Origin of the sequence: Ramlibacter cellulosilyticus (genome assembly GCF_014297465.1) — a bacterium.
Classification (GTDB): domain Bacteria; phylum Pseudomonadota; class Gammaproteobacteria; order Burkholderiales; family Burkholderiaceae_C; genus Ramlibacter; species Ramlibacter cellulosilyticus.
Map to the genome: position 1 here is coordinate 198,912 of NZ_JACORT010000003.1, position 23,098 is coordinate 222,009.

The 23,098-nt window shown below is 69.2% G+C and carries 22 protein-coding genes and 1 riboswitch; of the genes, 10 read left to right on the forward strand and 12 right to left on the reverse strand.

Going from position 1 to position 23,098, the window contains the following annotated elements:
- Nucleotides 1-10: 10 nt before the first annotated feature.
- From H8N03_RS09620 to oxc, 3 genes are all read right to left on the reverse strand, one after another.
- The gene (locus tag H8N03_RS09620) at nt 11-2,155 is read right to left on the reverse strand and encodes an acetate--CoA ligase family protein (protein WP_187075945.1); all 2,145 of its coding nucleotides are present in this window, start codon (nt 2,153-2,155) and stop codon (nt 11-13) included.
- A gap of 109 nt (nt 2,156-2,264) precedes the next feature.
- Nucleotides 2,265-3,512 (reverse strand): formyl-CoA transferase, encoded by a 1,248-nt coding sequence (frc, locus tag H8N03_RS09625; protein WP_187075946.1) that lies wholly within the window; start codon nt 3,510-3,512, stop codon nt 2,265-2,267.
- Between the two features lie 37 nt (nt 3,513-3,549).
- On the reverse strand, nt 3,550-5,280 hold the full coding sequence (gene oxc, locus H8N03_RS09630) for an oxalyl-CoA decarboxylase (protein ID WP_187075947.1): 1,731 nt from the start codon (nt 5,278-5,280) through the stop codon (nt 3,550-3,552).
- 125 nt (nt 5,281-5,405) lie between these two features.
- On the opposite strand from oxc, the gene H8N03_RS09635 reads away from it, so the two are divergent.
- Entirely contained in the window at nt 5,406-6,014 is a 609-nt protein-coding gene (locus H8N03_RS09635) for a Crp/Fnr family transcriptional regulator (RefSeq protein ID WP_187075948.1), read from the forward strand.
- A gap of 39 nt (nt 6,015-6,053) precedes the next feature.
- On the opposite strand, the gene H8N03_RS09640 is transcribed toward H8N03_RS09635, so the two are convergent.
- The 5 genes from H8N03_RS09640 to H8N03_RS09660 all read right to left on the reverse strand — a co-directional run bounded on the left by H8N03_RS09640 (nt 6,054) and on the right by H8N03_RS09660 (nt 10,628).
- Nucleotides 6,054-6,887, reverse strand: a complete 834-nt coding sequence (locus H8N03_RS09640; RefSeq protein ID WP_187075949.1) for a cytidylate kinase family protein — start codon at nt 6,885-6,887, stop codon at nt 6,054-6,056.
- A gap of 19 nt (nt 6,888-6,906) precedes the next feature.
- A complete protein-coding gene (locus tag H8N03_RS09645) occupies nt 6,907-8,436 on the reverse strand; it encodes a tripartite tricarboxylate transporter permease (RefSeq protein WP_187075950.1) in 1,530 nt (509 codons plus the stop codon).
- Between the two features lie 36 nt (nt 8,437-8,472).
- Entirely contained in the window at nt 8,473-8,991 is a 519-nt protein-coding gene (locus tag H8N03_RS09650) for a tripartite tricarboxylate transporter TctB family protein (RefSeq protein WP_187075951.1), read from the reverse strand.
- Nucleotides 8,992-9,121: 130 nt separating this feature from the next.
- A complete protein-coding gene (locus H8N03_RS09655; protein WP_255428162.1) occupies nt 9,122-10,108 on the reverse strand; it encodes a Bug family tripartite tricarboxylate transporter substrate binding protein in 987 nt (328 codons plus the stop codon).
- Between the two features lie 316 nt (nt 10,109-10,424).
- Nucleotides 10,425-10,628 (reverse strand): hypothetical protein, encoded by a 204-nt coding sequence (locus tag H8N03_RS09660; RefSeq protein ID WP_187075952.1) that lies wholly within the window; start codon nt 10,626-10,628, stop codon nt 10,425-10,427.
- Between the two features lie 118 nt (nt 10,629-10,746).
- Between H8N03_RS09660 and H8N03_RS09665 the strand changes: the two genes are divergently transcribed.
- Nucleotides 10,747-11,712, forward strand: coding sequence for a LysR family transcriptional regulator (locus tag H8N03_RS09665; protein WP_187075953.1), 966 nt, complete (start codon nt 10,747-10,749; stop codon nt 11,710-11,712).
- On the opposite strand, the gene H8N03_RS26615 is transcribed toward H8N03_RS09665, so the two are convergent.
- The 4 genes from H8N03_RS26615 to H8N03_RS09685 form a co-directional block, all read right to left on the reverse strand.
- Nucleotides 11,675-12,628 carry a methionyl-tRNA formyltransferase gene (locus H8N03_RS26615; protein ID WP_187076202.1) on the reverse strand — a complete coding sequence of 318 codons (954 nt, stop codon included), beginning with the start codon at nt 12,626-12,628 and terminating at the stop codon, nt 11,675-11,677. The genes H8N03_RS09665 and H8N03_RS26615 overlap by 38 nt on opposite strands.
- A 52-nt stretch (nt 12,629-12,680) precedes the next feature.
- Nucleotides 12,681-13,484, reverse strand: coding sequence for a sulfite exporter TauE/SafE family protein (locus H8N03_RS09675; RefSeq protein ID WP_187075954.1), 804 nt, complete (start codon nt 13,482-13,484; stop codon nt 12,681-12,683).
- Nucleotides 13,485-13,998: 514 nt separating this feature from the next.
- Nucleotides 13,999-14,334: a cell division protein ZapA gene (locus H8N03_RS09680; RefSeq protein ID WP_187075955.1), complete on the reverse strand. Its 336-nt coding sequence runs from the start codon at nt 14,332-14,334 to the stop codon at nt 13,999-14,001.
- Complete coding sequence (locus tag H8N03_RS09685) at nt 14,331-14,543, reverse strand: cell division protein ZapB (RefSeq protein WP_187075956.1); 213 nt, start codon at nt 14,541-14,543, stop codon at nt 14,331-14,333. Before H8N03_RS09685 ends, H8N03_RS09680 begins: the two co-directional genes overlap by 4 nt.
- Before the next feature lie 34 nt (nt 14,544-14,577).
- Nucleotides 14,578-14,835: riboswitch (cobalamin riboswitch) on the forward strand.
- A 74-nt stretch (nt 14,836-14,909) separates the two neighbouring features.
- Between H8N03_RS09685 and H8N03_RS09690 the strand changes: the two genes are divergently transcribed.
- The 8 genes from H8N03_RS09690 (at nt 14,910) to H8N03_RS09725 (ending at nt 23,090) form a co-directional block, all read left to right on the forward strand.
- Entirely contained in the window at nt 14,910-16,835 is a 1,926-nt protein-coding gene (locus tag H8N03_RS09690; protein ID WP_187075957.1) for a TonB-dependent receptor, read from the forward strand.
- Nucleotides 16,836-16,844: 9 nt separating this feature from the next.
- A complete protein-coding gene (locus tag H8N03_RS09695) occupies nt 16,845-17,654 on the forward strand; it encodes a cobalamin-binding protein (protein ID WP_187075958.1) in 810 nt (269 codons plus the stop codon).
- Complete coding sequence (locus tag H8N03_RS09700) at nt 17,647-18,519, forward strand: ABC transporter substrate-binding protein (protein WP_187075959.1); 873 nt, start codon at nt 17,647-17,649, stop codon at nt 18,517-18,519. The genes H8N03_RS09695 and H8N03_RS09700 overlap by 8 nt, the downstream gene beginning before the upstream one ends.
- The gene (locus H8N03_RS09705; RefSeq protein WP_354005100.1) at nt 18,516-19,502 is read left to right on the forward strand and encodes a FecCD family ABC transporter permease; all 987 of its coding nucleotides are present in this window, start codon (nt 18,516-18,518) and stop codon (nt 19,500-19,502) included. The genes H8N03_RS09700 and H8N03_RS09705 overlap by 4 nt, the downstream gene beginning before the upstream one ends.
- The gene (locus tag H8N03_RS09710) at nt 19,499-20,272 is read left to right on the forward strand and encodes an ABC transporter ATP-binding protein (RefSeq protein WP_187075960.1); all 774 of its coding nucleotides are present in this window, start codon (nt 19,499-19,501) and stop codon (nt 20,270-20,272) included. The genes H8N03_RS09705 and H8N03_RS09710 overlap by 4 nt, the downstream gene beginning before the upstream one ends.
- A 1-nt stretch (nt 20,273) precedes the next feature.
- Complete coding sequence (locus H8N03_RS09715) at nt 20,274-21,725, forward strand: cobyric acid synthase (protein WP_187075961.1); 1,452 nt, start codon at nt 20,274-20,276, stop codon at nt 21,723-21,725.
- 239 nt (nt 21,726-21,964) lie between these two features.
- Nucleotides 21,965-22,408, forward strand: a complete 444-nt coding sequence (locus H8N03_RS09720) for a universal stress protein (RefSeq protein WP_187075962.1) — start codon at nt 21,965-21,967, stop codon at nt 22,406-22,408.
- Nucleotides 22,409-22,418: 10 nt separating this feature from the next.
- A complete protein-coding gene (locus H8N03_RS09725) occupies nt 22,419-23,090 on the forward strand; it encodes a class I SAM-dependent methyltransferase (RefSeq protein WP_187075963.1) in 672 nt (223 codons plus the stop codon).
- The last annotated feature ends 8 nt before the right edge of the window (nt 23,091-23,098 follow it).

Consider the following 23,098-nt stretch of genomic DNA (forward strand, 5'->3'; position numbering starts at 1 on the left):
CTCGCCTCGCTTACTTCAGCAGGCCCGCGGCGCGGGCCCACTTGAACTTGGCACCCAGCACTTCCACCGGCAGTTCGGTGGAGTACGCATAGGCGGGGATGCCGTTCTGGTACAGGTACTCGGCGGCTTCCTCCACTTCCACGTCGCCGGCCAGCGAGGCGACGACGGGCTTGACCTTGCCCTTCTCCTTCATCTCGTTGACCACCTGCACCATGTTCTTCGCGAAGACCATGGGCGGCGTCACGATCGTGTGCCAGTAGCCCAGGATCAGCGCGTGGATGCGGTCGTCCTCCAGGCCCAGGCGCACGGTGTTCATGTAGGTGATCGGGGGCTCGCCGCCGGTGATGTCCACCGGGTTGCCGGCCGCGCCGAACGGCGGGATGAACTTGCGGAACGCCGCGTCCAGGTCCTCGGGCATCGGCTTGAGCAGCTTCAGGCCATTGTCCACGCAGGCGTCGGACAGCAGCACGCCCGAGCCGCCGGCGCCGGTGATGATCACCACGTTCTCGCCCTTGGGCGTGGGCAGGATCGGCACGCCGCGCGACAGCTCCAGCATCTGGCGCAGGCTGTTGGCGCGGATCACGCCGGCGCTCTTGAGGATGTCGTCGTAGATCTTGTCGGTGCCCGCGACGGCGCCCGTGTGCGAGGCGGCAGCCGCGGCGCCCATGGCCGTGCGGCCGGCCTTGAGCATGATCACGGGCTTCTTCTTCGACACGCGCTTGGCCACTTCGGCGAACGCGCGGCCGTCCTTCAGGTCCTCGGCGTGCTGCGCGATGACGCGGGTGTTGTCGTCCTGCTCGAAGAACAGGAGCAGGTCGTCCTCGTCGATGTCCGACTTGTTGCCCAGGCCGACGATGGCCGACACGCCCATCTTGGTGGAGCGCGAGAAGCCGATGATGGCCATGCCGATGCCGCCGGATTGCGAGCTGAGCGCCGTCGCGCCCTTCACGTCGTAGGCCGTGCAGAAGGTGGCGCACAGGTTCGACGGCGTGTAGTAGAAGCCGTAGATGTTCGGCCCCATCAGGCGGATGTTGTACTCGCGGCCGATGCGCTGCAGTTCTTCCTGGCCTTCGATGTTGCCGGTCTCGCCGAAGCCCGAGGGGATCAGCACCGCGCCGGCGATCTTCTTCTCGCCGCACTCCTTCAGGGCACCGGCGACGAGCGCCGCGGGGATGGCGAACACCGCGGTGTCCACGTCGCCCGGAATGTCCTTGACGCTCTTGTAGGCCTGCAGGCCCATGACCTCGCCGCCCTTGGGGGTGACCGGGTAGATCGTGCCCTTGTAGCCGCCGTTGATCAGGTTCTTCATGACCGAGTTGCCGATCTTGCCCGCCTCGTTGGAGGCGCCGATCACGGCGATGGCCTTCGGCTTCATGATGCGGTTCATGGACGTGACCACGTCCTTCTCGTCCGGGCGGAAGCGCGGCGCCTTGGGCGAGAAGTTCACGACGATGCGCACGTCGGCGGCGATGGCCGTGTCCTCGGACGCGAACACGGGGTTCAGGTCCATCTCGGCGATTTCGGGGAAGTCGGAGACGAGTTGCGAGACACGGACGATCGTGTCCTGCAGCGCCTCGCGGTTCACGGGCTTGCCGCCGCGCACGCCCTTGAGCATCTCGGCGGCCTGGATGCCGTCGAGCATGGAAGCGGCGTCTTCGCGCGTGGCCGGGGCCAGGCGGAAGGTGACGTCCTTCAGCACCTCCACCAGCACGCCGCCCATGCCGAAGGCGACCAGCTTGCCGAAGCTGTCGTCGGTCATGGCGCCGACGATGGTCTCCTGGCCGCCCTTGATCATCTGCTGCACCTGCACGCCGACGATCTTCGCGTCCGCCTTGTACTTCTTCGCGTTCGCGATGATCTGCTCGTAGGCCGTGGTGGCGTCGTCGGCGTTCTTCACGCCCACCACCACGCCACCGGCCTCGGTCTTGTGCAGGATGTCGGGAGAGACGATCTTCATCACCACGGGGAAGCCCATGGAAGAAGCCATCTTCGACGCTTCCGCGGCGCTGGACGCCACGCCTTCCTTCGGCACGTTGATGCCGTAGGCGTCGCACACCAGCTTGCCTTCGGGCGCGGTCAGGGACGTGCGCCCCTCCTTCTTCACCGCGTCCAGGATCTGGCGGACCTTCTGCTTGTCACCTTGGAAGTTGGCCATCGTCGGCTCCTTGAAAAAATACAGAGGGATTAGGGGCTAGGGGCTAGGGTCTAGGGAGGGACAGGCTGCTGCCCTAGTCCCTGATCCCTAACCCCTAGTCCCTGGCTGTTCAGCAGACCTTGGCGGCCTTCAGTTCGGCGATCTGGTCCTGGGTGTAGCCCAGCATCGTGAGGATTTCCTCGGTGTGCTCGCCGAGCAGCGGCGAGCGGGTCACCTCGGTGGGGCTGTCCGACAGCTTGATGGGGTTGCCCACCGACAGGTACTTGCCGCGCTTCGGGTGGTCCACTTCCACGATGGTGCCGGTGGCGCGCAGCGACTCGTCCTGCGCCAGTTCCTTCATGGAGAGGATCGGGCCGCAGGGGATGTCGTACTTGTTCAGGATCTCCATCGCCTCGAACTTCGTCTTGGTCTTGGTCCACTCCTCGATGCGGCTGAAGATGGTCTTCAGGTGCGGCAGGCGGGCCTTGGGCGTGGAGTAGCTCGGGTCGGTGATCCACGTCTCCTCGCCGATCACCTTGCAGATGGACTCCCACACCGGCGCCTGCGTGATGAAGTAGATGTAGGCGTTGGGGTCGTGCTGCCAGCCCTTGCACTTCAGGATCCAGCCCGGTTGCCCGCCGCCGGAGGCGTTGCCGGCGCGGGGCACGGCCTCTCCGAATTCGCCTTCGGGGTATTGCGGGTACTCCTCGAGCACGTGCTTGCGGTCCAGGCGCTGCTGGTCGCGCAGCTTCACGCGACACAGGTTCAGCACGGCGTCCTGCATGGCGGCCATCACGCGCTGGCCGCGGCCGCTGCGCTCGCGCTGGAACAGGGCGGTGACGATGCCCAGGCACAGGTGCAGGCCGGTGCCGGAGTCGCCGATCTGCGCGCCGGTGACCAGCGGGGGGCCGTCGTCGAAGCCGGTGGTGGAGGCGGCGCCGCCCGTGCACTGGGCGACGTTCTCGTACACCTTGCACTCCTCGTACGGGCCGGGGCCGAAGCCCTTGACCGAGGCCATGATCATGCGCGGGTTGATCTGCTGGATGCGCTCCCAGGAGAAGCCCATGCGGTCCAGCGCGCCGGGAGCGAAGTTCTCCACCAGCACGTCGCACTGCTTGATCAGCTCGATCAGCACTTCCTTGCCCTTGGGGTTCTTGGTGTCCAGGGTGATGGAGCGCTTGTTGTGGTTCAGCATCGTGAAGTACAGGCTGTCCACGTCGGGGATGTCGCGCAGCTGCCCGCGCGTCGCATCGCCTTCGCCCGCCCGCTCCACCTTGATCACGTCGGCGCCGAACCAGGCCAGCAGCTGCGTGCAGGTGGGGCCGGACTGCACGTGCGTGAAGTCCAGGATCTTGATGCCGTCGAGTGCTTTACCCATCTTTCTACCTCTCGAGTTTTGGATTCGGTGCGTGCGCTTACGCGGTCTTCTTCTTCGCCGCGGCCGGGTTCAGGCTGGTGATCCGCCCCGACTCCGTGCCTGCCGTCTCGTCGATGATCGCGTTGATCAGCGTCGGGCGCTTCGAGGCGATCGCCTCCTTCAGCGCGCGATCGAGTTCCTCGGGGTTGTTCGCCGTGACGCCGACGCCGCCGAAGGCTTCCATCATCAGGTCGTAGCGCGCGTTCTTCACGAACTGCGTGGGCGCCATCGCGTCGCCGCGCGGGTTGACGTCCGTGCCCTTGTAGATGCCGTTGTTGTTCATCACCACGACGCAGACCGGCAGGTTGTAGCGGCAGATGGTCTCCACCTCCATGCCGCTGAAGCCGAAGGCGCTGTCGCCTTCCACCGCGATCACCTGCTCGCCCGTGACGGCGGCGGCCGCGACGGCGAAGCCCATGCCGATGCCCATGATGCCCCAGGTGCCCACGTCGAGGCGGCGGCGCGGCTCGTACATGTCGACGATGGAGCGCGTGAAGTCCAGCGCGTTGGCGCCTTCGTTCACCAGGTAGGCCTTCGGGTTGTCCTTGATCGTGTTGCGGATCACGTTCAGCGCCGAGTGGAAGTTCATCACCGGCGGGTTCTTGGAGAGGGTCTCCGCCATCTTGGTGAGGTTCTTGTCCTTGCGCTCGGCGATCGCGCCCGTCCAGTCGGAAGGCACCTTGCCGAAGCCGGAGCCGATCGCCTGGTTCATCGCGGAGAGCGCGGAGCCGATGTCGCCGATCACGGGAGCCGCGATGGCCACGTTGCTGTCCGCCTCGGTCGGGGAGATGTCCACCTGGATGAACTGCTGCTTGCCCCAGCCCTTGGACGCGCCGGCGCCCCAGGTCTTGCCCTTGCCGTGCGAGAGCAGCCAGTTCAGGCGCGCGCCCACCAGCATCACCACGTCGGCTTCGGCCAGCACGTAGGAGCGCGCGGCGGAAGCGGACTGCGCGTGGTTGTCCGGCAGCAGGCCCTTGGCCATGGACATCGGCAGGTAGGGGATGCCGGTCTTCTCGATGAAGCTCTTGATCTCCGCATCGGCCTGCGCGTACGCGGCACCCTTGCCCAGGATCACGAGCGGCTTCTTCGCGCCCTTCAGCAGGTCCACGGCGCGCTGGATCGCGTCCGGGGCGGGGATCTGCTTCGGCGCCGGGTCGACCACCTTGATCAGCGAGCGCTCGGCGACGTCCTTGGCCACTTCCTGCGCGAACACCTTCGCGGGCAGGTCCAGGTACACGCCGCCGGGACGGCCGGAGACCGCGGCGCGGATCGCGCGCGCGATGCCCACGCCGATGTCCTCCGCGTGCAGCACGCGGAAGGCCGCCTTGCAAAGCGGTTTCGCGATCGCCAGCTGGTCCATCTCCTCGTAGTCGCCCTGCTGCAGGTCGACGATCTCGCGCTCGCTGGAGCCGGAGATCAGGATCATGGGGAAGCAGTTGGTCGTGGCGTTCGCCAGCGCGGTGAGGCCGTTCAGGAAGCCGGGGGCCGACACCGTGAAGCAGATGCCGGGCTTCTGCGTGATGAAGCCGGCGGCGGCCGCGGCGTTGCCGGCGTGCTGCTCGTGGCGGAAGGAGATCACCTTCAGGCCGTCGGCCTGCGCCATGCGCAGGAAGTCCGTGATCGGGATGCCGGGCAGCGCGAAGATCGTGTCGATGTCGTTCAGTTTCAGCGCGTCGATGACGAGGTGGAAACCGTCGGTCGTTTCGCCAGCCTGCGTGTCAGTGCTCATGGTCGGAAGGTCCTGGTTGGGAGTGCGAGAATGGTAGAAGTGCGCCTCCGGAAACCCTCTTGACCGCAGTCAATTTTCGGGAAATCGAAGCGGCTGCTAGGGGAATCCCCCGCACCTGACCCCACATGTCCTCCATCGACAAACACCCCGAACGCAACGTCATCCGCGTCCAGCTCGCCCACAACGTGGCGCTCAAGGCCATGACGCCCGCCCAGATGGCGGAGCTGGAGCCCATGCTCGTGGTGGTGGATTGCCAGAAGGGCGAGGCACTGCTGAACCAGGGCGTCCACGAGATGGAGCAGTACTTCATCCTCGAAGGCATCCTCAAGCGCGTGGTGAGCAACCAGGAGGCGAAGGAGATGATCCTGCGATTCGCCGACGAGGGGCAGATGGAGACCAGCTACGCGGCCTGGCGCCTCGGCACGCCCACGCCCTACAGCGTGGTGTGCGTCACGCGGGCACGGGTCGCGAAGCTGCCGCTGCGCGAATGGGTCGCCTTCATCGACCGGCACCCGAACATCAAGCAGGCGTTCGAGTACGAAGTGATGCACCACATGAGCGAGATCATGGCGCACACGATCACGCTGCACCTGCTGGACGCCCCGGGGCGCGTGAAGCGCTTCCTGCGCAAGCACCCGGAGCTGGAGGAGCGGCTGCCGAAGAAGGAACTGGCGTCGTACCTGAACCTGTCAGCGGAGACGCTCAGCCGCCTGAAGTCCCGGGGGAAGATCTAGGAATGGGTCCCTGCCTGCGCAGGGACGTGATGCTCCGCATCACGTCTTCGCGTACGTGAACTTCCGCGTCACCTTCATCAGGTGCAGCTGGTTGTCCACCTTGCCGATGCCCGCCACGCCGCTCGCCACGCGTTCGGCTTCCGCCTTCTCGTGCTCGTTCACCACGATGCCGTTGAGCGTCACGCGGCCGTTGCGCGATTCGATCTGCACGTCGACGTTGCTGGTGGATTCGTTGGCCTTCAGCGCCGCGCGCACGTGCGCCGAGAGCGCCAGGCCCTCGAGCGTCGCGCGCGAGTCCGCCGTCTCCTGGAACTCCGGGCGCCTGGCGAGCTGCAGGATCATGTCGGCGCAGCTGTCCACCGAGAGGCGGTCGGTGTTCAGCACCATGTCGTAGAGGAGCGGGTCGCCCCAGGTCACGCCGAACTGCGCGTTCATGCGCTGGGCGTGGGCGTTGTCGCTGCGGCGCACTTCCGATTCCGCCGCGTCGCGGTCGTCGGTGCCCAGGTGCTCCATCAGCCAGGCCACGCGCTGCTCGAACGGGCGCGTGACGCGCACCCGCACCACGTGGCTCACGGGGCGCAGCAGCACCGTGGCGCCCCAGCCGCGCAGCACCACGTTGCCGCGCACCGCCTGCGCGAACAGTTCCTCCGCGGTGAACAGCGCCACCTGCTCCTTGTCCGTCGAGAGCCGCTCGACGAAGCCGGCCTTGCCTTCGCGCAGGCGGCGGACGAGGCTCGCGGGCACCTGCATGCGGCCGGCGACGTTGTCCACCACTTCGTTGCGCATCTCGGCGAGGCCGCCCACCTCGGCGAGGCGCAGGGCCACGTCCTTGGCGAGGGATCCCATTTCCTGGGTGAGGGCGATCACGGGCATGGCGCGGTTCCTTCCTCGCTCAATCCACCGGCTGTTCGGCCGCGAAGGTCGTGGGCTTCGGCTTGCGCACCTTGGCGATCGCCTTGGAGAGCAGCGGCCAGACAAGCAGCAGCAGGGCCAGGCCGGTGATGGTGCCCACCAGCGGGTTGGACACCAGGATGCCCAGGTCGCCCTGCGACAGCAGCATGGCCTGGCGGAACGAGTCCTCGGCCTTGTCGCCGAGCACCAGCGCCAGCACCAGCGGCGCGAGCGGGTAGTCGAGCTTCTTGAACACGTAGCCGACCACGCCGAACAGCAGCATCAGCCAGATGTCCAGCATCGCGTTGTGCACGGTGTAGGCACCGATCGCGCAGATCACCACGATCACCGGGGCGATGATCGAGAAGGGGATGCGCAGGATGGATGCGAACAGCGGCACGGTGGTGAGCACCACGATCAGGCCCGCCAGGTTGCCCAGGTACATCGAGGCGATGAGGCCCCAGACGAAGTCCTTCTGCTCGACGAACAGCAGCGGGCCGGGTTGCAGGCCCCAGATCAGCAAGCCGCCCAGCAGCACCGCGGCGGTGGGCGAGCCGGGGATGCCCAGCGCCAGCATCGGGAGCAGGGCGCTCGTGCCGGCGGCGTGCGCGGCGGTCTCCGGCGCGACCACGCCCTCGATCTGGCCCGTGCCGAACTTCGCGCCGTCCTTCGACATCTTCTTCGCGAGGCCGTAGGACATGAAGGAGGCGGGCGTCGCGCCGCCGGGGGTGATGCCCATCCACATGCCGACGACGGAGCTGCGCAGCGAGGTCATCCAGTACTTCGGCAGCTGCTTCCAGGTCTCGAACACCACCTTGGGGCTGATCTTCGCGGTCTTGCCGGAGAAGGCCAGGCCTTCCTCCATGGACAGCAGGATCTCGCCGATGCCGAACAGGCCGATCACCGCGATCAGGAAGTCGAAGCCGCGCATCAGCTCCTCGATGCCGAAGGTGAGGCGCAGCTGGCCGGTCACCGTGTCCATGCCCACGGCGGCGAGCGCGAAGCCGATCGCCATCGACGCGAGGATCTTCAGCGGCGAGCCCTTGCCCATGCCGACGAAGCTGCAGAACGTGAGCAGGTACACGGCGAAGAACTCGGGCGGACCGAACTTCAGCGCGAACTTCGCGACCATCGGCGCGAGGAAGGTGATCATCAGCACCGCGACGAAGGCGCCGAAGAAGGAGGAGGTGAAGGCCGCCGTCAGGGCCTGGCCCGCCTGTCCCTGCTGCGCCATCGGGTAGCCGTCGAAGGTGGTTGCCACCGACCACGGCTCGCCCGGGATGTTGAACAGCACCGAGGTGATGGCGCCCCCGAACAGCGCGCCCCAATAGATGCAGGACAGCATGATGATCGCCGAGGTGGGCGACATCGAGAACGTGAGGGGCAGCAGGATGGCGACGCCGTTGGCGCCGCCGAGTCCCGGCAGCACGCCGATGAGCACGCCGAGCGTGATCCCCACGAACATGAGCAGGAAGTTCATGGGCGTGAGGACGACGGCGAAGCCGTGGAAGAGTGCGCTGAGTTCGGTCATGGGGAAGCCGTGCCTGTTGTGTGGGGTCTGGAGGCCTCAGTAGCCCAGGAAGCCGGTCGGGTTGAGCACGCCCTTGAAGAGGGGCACCTTGAACCAGACCTCGAACATCAGGAAGAAGATCGTGGCGATCACCACGCCGAGCAGCACGCTCTTCACCCTGTTGAACTTGCCGAGCACGATCATGAAGCCGGCGATGTAGATGGCGGAGGCCACGTACAGGCCGAGCAGCTGGATCGCGCCCACGTACACCGCGGCGGGGATCAGCACCGCCATCACGCGGCGGATCTGCTCGCCGTCGACGAAGATCTCGGTATTGCGCTTCTTGCCCAGCAGGGACTGGTAGAGGACGCCCGCACCCGAGATGCACAGGATCAGCCCGATGTAGAAGGGGAAGTAGCCCGCGCCGGGGCCGTCGCTGGTCCAGCCGGCGCCGAGCTTGCGGCTGCCGAAGATCACGACCAGGCCCATCAGCAGGACGAGCGCGGCGACCGCGGCCTCGACGGCGAAAGTGGGGACGCCCGTGCGCTCGGCGGCGGGTTCGTGGGGGGTGCTCATGTGAGGGGGTTCTCCTGCAGACGCTGTCTTGTCTTGCTCCTCCCCCGGGGGGAGGGTTGGGGTGGGGGCGCGCGGAGGCCGTGCGTGCCCCCCTCCCGGCCTCCCCCCAGCGGGGGGAGGAGTAGGCCGGTCACTTCGCGAGGAAGCCCGCTTCCTTCATCAGCTCGCGGTGGTTCTGTTCGGCCTTGCCGAGCCAGGCGCTGAACTGCTCGCCCTCCATGGAGGTCTGGTTGAAGGCGCCCTTCTCCATGTAGTCCTTCCACTCCGGCGTCTCGCGCACCTTCTTCAGCAGCGCCGTGTAGTAGTCCACCTGCTCCTTGCTGACGCCCGGGGGCATGAAGATGCCGCGCAGCATGGTGTAGTCGGTGGGCACGCCGGCTTCCTTGCAGGTGGGGATGTCCTGCCACGACTGCTTGTCGGTGATCTTGCCGGGATAGGGCATGCGCTTGTCGTCGAAGACGCACAGCGGGCGCAGCTGGCCCGCGCGCCACTGCGCGACGGCCTCGATGGGGTTGTTCACGCTGGAGTCGATGTGCTTGCCCACGAGCTGCACCGCGACCTCGCCGCCGCCCTTGAACGGCACGTAGATGAACTTGCCGCCCGTGGCCTTCTCCAGGCCCACGGTGAGGATCTGGTCCTCCTGCTTGGAGCCCGTGCCGCCCATCTTGAACTTGCTCGGGCCGCCGGCCTTCACCGCGTCGAGGTACTGCTTCGCGCTCTGGTAAGGCGTCTCGGCGTTCACCCACAGCACGAAGTTGTCCAGCGCCATCATCGAGACCGGGGTCATGTCGCGCCAGTTGAAGGGCACGCCCGTGGCCATCGGCGTCGTGAAGAGGTTGGACAGCGTCACGACGATCTTGTGCGGATCGCCCTTGGCGTTCTTCACGTCGAGGAAGCCCTCGGCGCCGGCACCGCCGGACTTGTTCACCACCACGAGCGGCTGCTTCATGAGGTTGTGCTTGACGACGATGCCCTGGATCAGGCGCGCCATCTGGTCGGCGCCGCCGCCCGTGCCGGCGGGCACGATGAATTCGACGGGCTTCGCGGGCTCCCAGGCGGCCTGGGCAGCGGGGGCCGCGAACAGCGCGGCCGATGCGGCGACGGCCGAAGCGGCCATCGTCATGCGGGTCTTGAGGGTCGAAAGTCTCACGCGTTGTCTCCTGGTGGTTCGCCCCGCCTGCGCCGACTTATGAACCGACGTTCATTGCGGGACCGCGGCCGCATGGTCCAACCAAGCGGCCCCGAGTTCTCTTGACTGCGGTCAATTTTTCGGAAGAGAGGAGCCCGTCTAGGGTTTGTCCGGGGGAACGTGCCGCGAGCACTGCGTGAAAGGTTCCCATGCCTCGCGCGCGGCATCCGTACGAGTACTTACGAAAGAGGAAAACGCCCGCGGCGAATGCGCGGGCGCGAGGCGGATGCGGAAGGGGGAAGGCTCAGTGCGGCGCGGCTTGCGCTGCACTGCGGGAACGCTCGACGGCGTTCACGAGGAAGTCGGCGTCGTAGGCGCGCAGCAGGTGCGGCCGCTCGCGCTGGATCCAGTCGCGCACGCCTTCGGCGCCGCCGCACGCAGCGGCCAGCTCGCTGCAGAAATCCAGCTGGTCGTCGGCCGTGTAGCCGGGGGTCTTGTCCTGCGCCATCGTCGTCTCCTTGGGTTCGGGTGCTGCGATGGAGGTCACTCTAGGCGCGCGGAACGATCAAGGATAGTGAAAGTATTTGATGGTTTCCATTCACCATGCGTTATGGGATGATCGGCCCATGAAGAACGCCACCCTGCGCCAGCTGAAGGTCTTCGAGTCCGTCGCGCGCCACCGCAGCTTCTCGCGCGCCGCGGAGGAGCTGCACCTCACGCAGCCGGCCGTGTCCACGCAGGTGGGCAAGCTCGCGGAGCACGCGGGGCTGCCGCTCTTCGAGCAGGTGGGCAAGAAGATCCACCTCACCGCCGCGGGCGAGCAGATGCTGCTGTCCAGCCGCGAGATCATCCAGAAGTTCCAGGAGGCCGAGGAGGCGATGGCGCAGTTCAAGGGCGTGTCGGGCGGCCGCCTGAACGTGTCCGTGATCAGCGCCGGCGACTACTTCTTCCCCCGCCTGCTGGTCGACTTCGCGCAGCGGCACGCCGGCGTCACCTTCAACTTCGTCGTCGTGAACCGCGAGGAGCTGCTGTCGCAGCTGAAGGAGAACCGCACGGACCTGGCGGTGATGGTGCGTCCGCCGGAAGATGCGGACACGGTGGCCGAGCCCTTCGCGCCGCACCCTTACGTGATCGTGGCGCCGCCCGGCCATCCGCTCGCACGCACGCCGCGCATTCCCGTCACGCGCATCGCGCGCGAGCCCTTCGTGGTGCGCGAGCAGGGCTCCGACACCTGGAACTCGATGGTGCAGGCCTTCGGCGCTCAGCTGCCCGGGCTGAACATCGCGATGGAGATCCGCAGCACGGAGACGATCAAGCAGGCCGTGATCGCGGGCATGGGCGTGAGCTTCCTCTCCGCCCACACGGTGAGCCGCGAGCTGCAGTCCGGCAGCCTCACGGTGCTGGACGTGCAGGGTTTCCCGCTGATGCTGAACTGGTACGTGGTGTGCCGGCGCGGCAAGCGCCTGCCGCCGGTGGCGCAGGCCTTCCGCAACTTCCTGCTCTCGGACGGGGCAGGGCTGATCGAGCAGGCGCTCGAGCCGAGGAAGAAGCCCGTCAGGCGGGCCGCACCCACTCCCGCCAGGCGTCGCTGAGCGCCAGGCCGCGCTGGCGGGCGAACTCGCCGGCGCCGGTCTTCTTGCCTCCGCTTTCGGAGCGCAGCTTGAGGATCTCGATCAGTCCGCCCTGCGCCCAGATCACGATGGATTCGTCCGTGACGCCCGCCACGTCGCCCGGCTTGTGCCCGCGCGAGACGAAGCGGCCCACCACGTGCTTGCGGCAGTCGTACACGCGCACCTTCTCGCCCGCGAGCATCATCCACGCGCCGGGCGCGGGGTTGCACGCGCGGATGAGGTTGTAGATGGTGTCGACGTGGCCGGGCCAGTGGATCTCGGCCTCCTCGTCGTGCATCCACCCTTCGTAGGTGGCGCCGCGCTCGTCCTGCACCTGTTCGCCGTGCTTGCCGGCCATCACCAGGTCCGCGGCTTCCAGCAGCGCCTGCACGCCGAGCGGGAACAGCTTGTTGAAGTAGACCTCGCCCAGCGTCTCGTCGGGGCCGATCTCGCACTTCTTCTGCAGCACGACCGGGCCTTCGTCGAGGCCGTCGGTGGGGCGGAAGATCGTGATGCCCGTCTCGCGCGCGCCCAGCGCGATGGGCCAGCTGATGGACGACGGGCCGCGGTGCTTGGGCAGCAGCGAGGGGTGGAACTGGATCGTGCCGTGCCGCGGGATGTTCACGAACGATTGCGGCGCGAACTGCAGCACGTAGGCCATGATGCCCAGGTCCGCGTCGAGCGAGCGCATGGCCGCTTCGGCCTCGGGGCTGCGCAGGCTGGCGAAGGTGAACACCGGCAGGCCGAGCGCCAGCGCATCCGCCTTCAGCGCATCGGGCCTGGCGCCCGGCTTGTCGGGGATGCAGAAGACGCCGGCGATGGTGTCGCCGCGGGCGAGGAAGGCTTCGAGGACGGCCTTGCCGAATTCCTGTTGGCCGATGAAGGCGATGCGTGCGATTTTCGGTCTCCTTGGGACGTTCTTCGATGGTGTGCGGCTCCGCCGCGCACCATCACCGCAGGAGGAAGTATGCCGCGAGGCAGTACAGCACCACCGCGAACAACTTCCGCAGCGGCGTGATGTCCATGCGGTGCGCGGTGCGCGCGCCGAGCGGCGCCAGCAGCATGCTCGCCGCGGAGATGATGAACAGGCCGGGCAGGTACAGGTAGCCGACGGATCCCGCGGGCATCTGCGGCAGTCCGTGGCCTGCCCAGATGTAGCCGAGGGTGCCCGCCAGCGCGATCGGGAATCCCAGCGCCGCCGACGTGCCGACGGCGTCGTGGATCTTGATGTTGCACCAGAGCATGAAAGGCACGGACATGAACGCGCCGCCCGCGCCGACCAGCGCCGAGAGGCCGCCGATCATCGTGCCGACGCCGAACGTCGCCGCGGGCCCGGGTAGCGTGCGGCTGGGCTGGGGCTTGCGATTGAGCAGCATCTGCGTGGCGGAGAAGGCCACGAAGACCGCGAAGAAGATGCCGAGCAGCTTCCCGGGCAGCGCGTGCGCCACCTGCGCACCGAGCAGCGATCCGAGCAGGATGCCCGGGGCGAGCACCTTCACCACGGACCACAGCACCGCGCCGCGCTTGTTGTGCGCGCGCACGGAGGACACGGACGTGAACGCGATCGTGGCGAGCGAGGTCGCCACCGCCATCTTCACCGTGTATTCGGGAGGGAAGCCCTTGTGCGAGAGGATCATCGTGACGAAGGGCACCATGACCATCCCGCCGCCGATGCCCAGCAGGCCGGCGAGGAAGCCGGTGCAGGTTCCGATCAGGAGAAGGGCGAGTACGAGCTGCGGGTCCAGGGCGGACATGTTGTAGTTGTGGGCGCGTGCGGGAGAAGCAAGGCTGCATTGTCGCCGCATCGACGACATGGTTCAGCTATGTCCTACGCTGTCAAGCCCGGAATGCTTTCATGGCTTCACCAACGATTTGCACCCGCGCGCGGTTTTGCGTCCTAGAATCCAAACCGTCTGCAGTGTGTGTCGGGCTTTATATTTCCTTGAACCAATGCTCTTTGAGCGCGGGCTTGGAACATCGCCTGGTGAGCGTGAACGTCTCGCGTCAGATGATCCCAACGCCAGTTTGCTGACCTCGCCCACCTGAACTCCGGTTCAGGATGCGGTCCGGTACCGCTCGCAGACACCTTTTCCGAACGGGTTGCCTTGTGGCAGCCCGTTTTTCATTGGGGGGAGCGCTTCGCGCGCGGTGGGGTTCGCTGCGCTCACCTTCCGCGGCGTTCGCCGCGCCACCCTACAGGGGCGGGACCCCTTGCGGTGTTGTAGGGTGGCGGTGAGGCAGCGAAGCGCCGAACCCCACCGAAGGGCCTCAGATCAGGCGCCCGTCGTCGCCCAGCGCCTTGTCCAGCCGCACCAGCAGCTGCGCCACCCGCACGTCTTCCGCGAGGCTGCGCGAGGCCGGCACCGTGGGGTCGCCGTTGGCCGCGTGCACCTGCTGCTGCGAGGCGTTGCGCTCGGTGTCGAACGCGAGGTTCAGCGCCGCGAGCACCGCGATGCGGTCGCGGGCCTTCACCTTGCCGGCGTCGCGGATCTTGCACATGGCGGAGTCGACCTTCTCCACGGCTTCCAGCAGGCGCTGTTCGCCGCCTTCGGGGCATCCGAGCAGGTAGCTCTGGCCCATGATCTGGACTTCGAGCTGCTTCATGCGGGCGTGTTGAGGTCGGGGAGGCGTTCGAGCAGGGCGTCCACGCGCGAGCGGGCGGCGGACAGGCGCGACTTCAGCGAGTCGCGCTCCTGCGTGAGCAGCTCCACCTGCTGCGCGAGCAGCGCATTCGTGCGCTGCAGCTCCTCGTAGCGAACGAGCAGGCGCTCGACGCGTTCGACGAGGGGGTCGAGGTTGGAGCCACTGGCCATGGGCGAATTGTAGGGATTTGTACAAGCCCCGCGCATTAGAATCGACAACGTTGGTGCTCGCGGTGTGGTTCGCATGCCGCAGTTCAACGGGAAGCAGGGAGCCCGCCGCGCCACGCGCGAACGGCCAACCTGCGCTGCCCCCGCAACGGTAAGCGGAGGCGGGCGACGCGCAAGCCGAATCCGCCACTTCCATCACACCCAGCCACTGGGGCCCGCCTGAAACAGCGGCCCTGGGAAGGCGATGGAACGTCCTTCCGCCAGCCCGGATACCGGCCAACAAGGTGGGCCGCGCGCGAAGCGTGCGGTCCGTGATCGCCCAGTACGCCGGCGGGGAAGCCGGTTCGGGCCTCTTGCATCCGGCATCCCATGACAAAGACCGTGCATCCGCCGCGCGCGCGCGCCTGCCTCGCAGCCGCCGTCGCATCGCTTTCCATCCTGCCCCTCGCGGCCCAGACGCTTCCGGAGACCCGCGTCACCGCGACCCGCTTCTCCGAGCCTGCCTCCACGCTGCCCCTCGGCGTGAGCGTGATCACCGCGGACCAGATCCGCGCCGCCGGCGCCACGACCGTCAACGACGCGATCGTGCGCCTGCTCGGCGTGCCGGGCCGCCTGGACCTCTCCAACGGCAACGACACCAGCTTCGACCTGCGCGGCTTCGGTGCGACGGCCGACGCGAACCAGGTGGTGATCCTCGACGGCCTGCGCCTGAGCGAGGGCGACCTCGCCGCGCCGCGCCTGGCCGGCATCCCGATCGAGTCGATCGAGCGCATCGAGGTGCTGCGCGGCAGCGGGGCGGTGCTGTACGGCGAAGGCGCCACCGGCGGCGTGATCGTCATCACGACCCGGTCCGGCGCCGGCAAGCAGCGCTCCAGCGGCGGCACGGCGTATGCCGCGGCCGGCAGCGAGCACCTGCGCGAGCTGCGCGCGAGCGGCACCGTGGTGACGCCGAACGGCTTCGCGATCGACGCCGATGCGCAGAAGCGAAAGAGCGACGGCTTCCGGCAGAACGCCGCCTCCGACCAGGAAGCCGGCTCCGTCACGGGCCAGTGGTCCGACGACTGGCTGCGCCTCGGCGCGCGCGTGGCGCGCGACGATCTCGACGCGCGCCTGCCCGGTTCGCTCACGCCCGCGCAATATGCGGCGGACCCCACGCAATCGAACACCCCCAACGACCACGGCAGCATCCGCAACGAGCGCGCCCAGGTCTTCGCGCAGGCGGACGTCGGCAACTGGCAGCTCGCCTTCGACGCCGGCCAGCGCGACAAGGAAGTGCGCAGCGAGTTCGGCGGCTTCGCGGCCGACTACGACGTCGCGGCGCACAACTACTCGGTGCGGGGCCGCCACCAGGCGAAGATCGGCAACGTCACCAACATCCTCGTGCTGGGCGTCGACCGCAACGACTGGGCGCGCACCAACAACAGCTTCGGCGCGGACACGCGCTCCGAGGCGACCGCGCTCTTCGCGAAGGACGACGTGGTGTTCGCGACCGGCACGCGCGCCTCCTTCGGCGCCCGCACCGAGAAGATCCACAAGGACGGCGGCGGCGTGGTGCTGGACGACCGGCAGCACGCCTGGGAGCTGGGCCTGAGCCACCCCATCGCCACCGACTGGACCGCGTGGTTCCGCGTCGGCCACAGCTACCGCCTGCCGAACGCCGACGAGTTCTCCTTCATGCGGCCGGACGAGCCCCTGCGCCCGCAGGAGTCGACCGACACCGAAGCCGGCGCGCGCTGGACCTACGGCGCCGGCCGGCTGGAGGGGCGGCTGTACCACAGCGCGCTGAAGGACGAGATCGGCTTCGATCCGGACGCGCCGCGCACCTTCTTCGGCGCGAACGTCAACTTCGACCCCACGCGGCGCGAAGGCGTCGAGCTGGACTGGAACCACTCGCTCACCGCGGCGCTCGGCCTGCAGGTCAATGCCGCCGTGCGCCGCGCGACCTTCCGTTCCGGCCCATACCAGGGCAAGGACGTGCCGCTGGTGCCGCGCGAAGCACTGGCCGTGCGTGCCGACTGGGTGCCCGTGGCCGGACATCGGCTGAACGCCGGCGTGAACTGGGTGGGCTCGCAGTTCGTGGACTACCAGAACGCCTGCCGCATCCCCTCGCACGTGACGGCGGATGCGCGCTACGCCTGGCAGTTCCACCGCAACGCGGAGTTCGCGCTCGGCGTGACCAACCTGTTCGACCGCCAGTTCTACACGCAGGCCTTCGGCTGCTTCGGTGGCGAGATCGTCGGCATCTACCCGGAGGCGGGACGGCAGTTCACCGCATCCGTGCGCGTGCAGTTCTAGGATGGCGGGATGATCGCCATTCCCCGCGGCCCCCGACGCATCGTCTGCCTCACCGAGGAGACGACGGAATGGCTGTACCTGCTCGGCGAGGAGGCGCGCATCGTGGGCATCTCGGGCTACACGGTGCGCCCCCGCCGCGCGCGCGAGGAAAAGCCCAAGGTCAGCGCCTTCCTGAGCGCGAAGATGGATCGCATCCTCGCGCTGCGGCCCGACTGCGTCTTCGGCTTTTCCGACCTGCAGGCCGACATCGCGGCGGAACTCGTGCGCAAGGGCGTGCAGGTCACCATCTTCAACCAGCGCAGCGTGGAGGAGATCTTCGCCATGCTGTACCAGGTGGCGGCCATGGTCGGACGCGCGGAGGAGGGCCTCGGGCTGCTCGAAGGCATGCGCGCCCGTCTGCTCGCGGTCGAAGCCGCCGGCCGCGCGCTGCCGCGCCGGCCGCGCGTCTTCTTCGAGGAGTGGGACGAGCCGCACATCAGCGCGATCCGCTGGGTGTCGGAGCTGGTGGGCATCGCGGGCGGCGACGACGTCTTTCCCGAACTCGCGGTGCAGGCGCTGGGCAAGGACCGGATCGTCCCCGACGGCGCGGAGATCGTGCGGCGCAATCCGGACATCGTGGTCGGTTCCTGGTGCGGCAAGAAGTTCCGCGCCGAGAAGGTCGCCGCGCGCCCCGGCTGGGACCAGGTCAACGCCGTGCGCGACCGGCAGCTCTTCGAGATCAAGTCCGCCGACATCCTGCAGCCCGGCCCCGCGGCGCTCACCGACGGGGTCGAGCAACTGCACCGCATCATCGTCGAATGGAGCCGCAGCCATGCGTAAGGTGCTTGCGGCGCTCTTCCTGCTGCTCTCCACGGCATCGCACGCCCTCACCGTCACCGACGATCTCGGCCAGCGCGTCGACATCGCGCGTGCCCCCCAGCGCATCGTCTCCCTCCTCCCCTCGCTCACCGAGTTCACCTGCGTCCTCGGCGCCTGCGACCGCCTCGTCGGCGTCGACGATTTCTCCAACCACCCCGCCTCCGTCCGCGCGCTCCCCCACGTCGGCGGCCTCGAGGACGCGCGCGTCGAGAGCATCGTCGGCCTGCGGCCCGACCTCGTGCTCGTCCCCACGTCTTCCCGCGCCCTGGAGCGCCTGCAGGCCCTCGGCCTCAAGGTGCTGGCGCTGGAGCCGCGCACCTTCGCCGACGTGCAACGCGTGCTGGCCTTGCTCGGCCCGGTGCTCGCCGCGCGCGACGGCGCGCAGGTGTGGCGCGAGATCGAACGCGGCGTCGCGCAAGCGGCCGCGGAACTCCCCGCGGCCCAACGCGGCGCGCGCGTCTATTTCGAAGTGAGTTCCGCCCCCTACGCGGCTTCCGAAGCCTCCTTCATCGGTGAACTGCTCACCCGCATCGGCGCCCGCAACATCGTGCCCGCCGCGCTCGGCCCGTTCCCCAAGCTCAATCCAGAATTCGTCGTGCGCGCGGACCCCGACGTGATCATGCTCACCGAGGACGACGGACCGGCGCGCCTGGCCACGCGCCCCGGCTGGCAGCACATGCGCGCGCTGCGCGCAGGCCGTACCTGCGAGTTCACGCGCGCCGAGGGCGACGTGCTGGTGCGCGCCGGCCCGCGCATGGCGGAAGGCGCGCGGCTGATGGTGCAGTGCCTGCGCGGCACGCTGCGCACCGGGAACGGCCGCCCGTGAACGCGAACCGCCAGCCCGCCGCCGTCGCTGCCTGGCTGCTCGCCGCCACGGCCGGCCTGCTGGCGCTGGGCATCGCCGTCGGCAGCATGGGCTGGGAGCCCTTGCTCGACGAGACCGGGGCCGGCCTCACCATCCTGTGGGACATCCGCCTGCCCCGCACCGTCGGCGCGTGGACCGCGGGCGCGCTGCTCGGTTTCGCGGGCGCGGTCGCGCAAGGCCTGTTCCGCAACCCGCTGGCCGATCCCTACCTGCTCGGGAGCGCGACGGGTGCCGCTTTCGGTGTCGCCGTGCTGCTGCTCGTGCTGGGCGCCGCCCCCGCCGCAGCCGCAAGCTGGGGCGCGCGCATCGGCATGACGGGTGCCGCGTTCGCCGGGGCGTCGATCGCGGTGGCGGTCACCCTGGCGCTCGCCCGCGGCGTGCAGCACACCACGCGCCTGCTGCTGGCCGGCGTGATCGTCGGCATGGTCTTCGGTGCCTTCGCCGCGCTCGCGATGTTCCTCGCGCCCGAGCTGATGCGCACCATGCAGGCCTTCCTGCTCGGAACCACGGGCTTCCTCGGCTGGTCCGCGACCGGCGTGCTGGCCGGCGCGCTCGCGGTGACGGCGGTCATCGGCACCGTGTCCAGCCGCGCGCTCGACGCACTCGCGCTCGGCGAGACGACCGCGGCCAGCCTCGGCATCGCGCTCGGGCCGGTGCGCCTGCTGCTGGTCGCCGTGATGGCGCTGGCCACCGGCGCCGCCGTGGCCCACGTGGGCCTCGTCGCCTTCATCGGCCTCATGGCCCCGCACCTCGTTCGCGCCTTGTGCAAGCCGACGCATCGCTGGCTGCTGCCGCTCTCCGGCCTCGCAGGCGGCGTGCTGCTGCTGGGCGCCGACGTGCTCGCCCGGTGGCTGCTCGCGCCGCGCGAGTTGCCGGTCGGCGTGCTCACGGCGGTGCTCGGTGGCGGCTACCTGCTGGTGCTGCTGCAGGGGAGGGGGCGGTGAACGCGCTCGCGTGCACCGGCCTGCGCGTCGCGCTGGGTGATCGCGCCGTGCTGCACGGCATCGATCTCGCACTGCCCGCCGGACGCTGGACGGCGGTGGCGGGTCCCAACGGCGCCGGCAAGACGACGCTGCTCAAGGCCCTCGCGCAACTGCTGCCGGCGGAAGGCGCCATCGAGTTGCTCGGGCGGCCAGCGTCCGCATGGTCGCCGCGCGAGCGCGCCCGCCGCCTGGCGTGGCTCGGGCAGGCGGAAGCAGGGGCCGAAGACCTCCTCGCGCAGGACGTCGTGATGCTCGGTCGGCTGCCGCACCAGGACTGGCTGGGCGGCGCCAGCGCGGAAGACGAAGCCGCCGTGCGCGCCGCGATGGAGGAGACCCAGAGCTGGGACTGGCGCGCCCGCCCGCTCGGCAGCCTCTCGGGCGGCGAGCGCCAGCGCGTGCTGCTCGCGCGCGCGCTGGCCGTGCGTGCCCCCATCCTGCTCATGGACGAGCCGCTGTCGCACCTCGACCCGCCCCACCAGGCCGACTGGCTCGCCATCGTGCGCCGCCACGTCGAGCGCGGCGGCACCGCGGTGAGCGTGCTGCACGAGATCGGCCTCGCGCTGCAGGCCGACGACCTGCTCTTGCTGCGGGACGGCCGCGTGGCGCACCATGGGGCCTGCGGCGACCCCGCCACCCACCGCGCGGTGGAGGCGGTGTTCGACCAGCGCGTGCGCGTGCACCCCGTCGCGGGACGGTGGGTCGCGCTGCCGCGCGAGGAGGGGGATTCCTGAGATGACGGCCATGTGCGTCATGGTGCTCGGCACGCACAGTGGTGCGGGCAAGAGCTGGCTCGCCACCGCGCTGTGCCGCTGGTACGCGCGCATGGGCCTGCGGGTCGCCCCGTTCAAGGCGCAGAACATGAGCAACAACGCGCGCGTCGTGCCCGCCGCCGGCGGCGCGCTCGGCGAGATCGGCAGCGCGCAGTACTTCCAGGCGCTGGCCGCGCGCGCGCTGCCGGACGTGCGCATGAACCCCGTGCTGCTCAAGCCCGAGAGCGACACGCACAGCCAGGTGGTGGTGCTGGGGCAGGTCGACCCGGTCCTCACCGCGACGCCCTGGCGCGAGCGCAGTGCCGCGGCGTGGCCGCGCGTGCGGCAGGCGCTGGATGCCCTCTGCGCGGAGAACGACGTGGTCGTGATCGAAGGCGCCGGCTCGCCCGCCGAGATCAACCTGCGCGACAGCGACTACGTGAACCTGAAGGTCGCGATGCACACGCGGGCCCGCTGCCTGCTCGTGAGCGACATCGACCGCGGCGGCGCGTTCGCGCACCTCTACGGCACGTGGTCGCTGCTGCCGGAGCAAGAGCGCGCGCTGCTGCGCGGCTTCGTCCTGAACCGCTTCCGCGGCGACCCCGCGCTGCTGGACCCCGCGCCGCAGCAGTTGCAGCGGCTCACCGGCGTGCCCACCGTCGCCACGATCCCCATGGTCTGGCAGCACGGATTGCCGGAGGAGGACGGCGTGTTCGACACGCGCGCCGCCGCCGGCGACACGCAGCTCACCGTCGCCGTCGTCGCCTGGCCCCGCATCAGCAACCTCGACGAGTTCCAGCCGCTCGCCAACGTGCCCGGCCTGCGCCTGCGCTGGGCGCGCACGCCCGCGGCCCTCGACGGCGCCGACTGGGTGGTCCTGCCCGGCTCCAAGAACACGATCGCGGACCTCGCGTGGCTGCGCGCGCAGGGCCTGGACAGCGCGATCGCGCGCTTCGCGCAGTCCGGCGGGCGTGTGCTGGGCATCTGCGGCGGCCTGCAGGTGCTGGGCGAAGCCTTGATCGACCCGCAGGACATCGCCGGCAACGTGCCGGGCCTGGGCCTGCTGCCGCTGGTCACGCAGTTCCTGCCGGCCAAGACCGTGCAGCGCACCAGCGTGGCCTTCGCGCCGCTCGCCGGCGCATGGCGGGCGCTGTCGGGCCTGCGCGTGGAAGGCTACGAGATCCACACCGGGCAGACGGCGCAGCACGCCGGCATGGCCGCCGGCCGCGTGGCCCTGGCCGACGGCCTGGGCTGGCAGAACGCGGAAGGCAACGTGCTGGGCGTGTACCTGCACGGCCTGTTCGAGCAGCCGCAGGTGCTCCAGGCGCTGTTCGGCGCCGCGGTGCCGACGCTGGACACGGTGTTCGAGCGGCTCGCGGACGTGGTGGACCAGCACTTCGAGACGGGCGTGCTGCCTTCCTTGATCGCCTGCTAGTCGGTGGGGTGCGCTTCGCTCACCTTCCGGCGCTGCCGCGCCGCCACCCTACGAGGTGCGGCGCCTGCCATGGATGTAGGGTGGCGCGGCGAAGCCGCGGAAGGTGAGCGAAGCGAACCCCACCGGGCAGCGCCTCTAAGGGTTACAACGTACGCGCCCGCGTTGCCCAAGACGGCATGCGCGGGCTACATTTCGCCGAACCGGGGCATGTTGCCGCGGTACGTCCTTGGGGGCTTGCGATGGCGACATACAAGAAGATCCTGCTGGCCTATGACGGCTCCGATGCCGGCCAGAAGGCATTGCTCGACTGCCGCGACGTGGCGCAGTGGAGCCATGCGGAACTCCACCTCGTGGCCGTGATGCCATCCGCCATGAGCTTCGTCGGCCTCGAAGGCGGCGTCTACGACGTCGAACTCGAGGAGCGCGAGAAGAAGAAATACCGCGGCGTCCTCGACGACGGCCTGCACCGCCTGCAGGAGGCGGGCTTCAGCGCGCGCGGCGAGGTGGTCACCGGCGAGGCGATCGACGAGATCGTCAAGTACGCGCGCAAGATCGACGCGGACCTGATCGTCGTGGGCCACAAGCACCTGGACAGCTGGGCCGCCCGCTGGTGGCGCGGCTCCATCTCCGGGGCGCTGATCGAGCACGCGCCCTGCAGCGTGCTGGTCGTCATCACCCACTAGGGCCCGGGCCATGCCAAAGGCCTCCGGCCCGGGCCGGAGGCCCGATCCGGCCCTCTCCAACGCCAAGTACCGGCAGCGCGCGGCGCGGTACGACCTCGAGCTGCTGCCGTTCGAGCCGGTGCGCACCGAAGCCATCGCGCTGCTGGACGTGCGCACGGGCGACACCGTCGTCGACGTGGGCTGCGGCACGGGCCTGAGCTTCGGCCCGCTCGTCGGCCGCGTCGGTGCCGCGGGACGCATCGTCGGCGTCGATCCCTCGCCGGAGATGATGGCGCTCGCGCGGCAGCGTGTCGCGCAGCGCGGCTGGAGCGGCATCGCGTTGCTGGAGGCGACCGCCGGCGAGGCGCCGCTGCAGGGCCGGGCGGACGCGGCGCTGTTCCTCTTCACGCACGACGTGCTGCGCGACCCCGACGCCCTGGACCACGTGATCGCGCACCTGAAGCCGGGCGCCCACGTGGTCGCCGCCGGCCTGCAGTGGGCGCCGCCGTGGATGCTGCCCGCCAACCTGTTCGTGCTCGGTGCCGCGATGTACTCCGTCACCTGCATGGAGGGGCTGGAGCAGCCCTGGACGATGCTGGCGAAGCGGCTGCGGGACCTGAAGGTGCAGACGCGCGGCTTCGGCGGCATCTACATCGTGAGCGGCCGGGTCCCGGGCGCCGCGCCGGCCGGCGAGAGCCACTAGACGGGCAT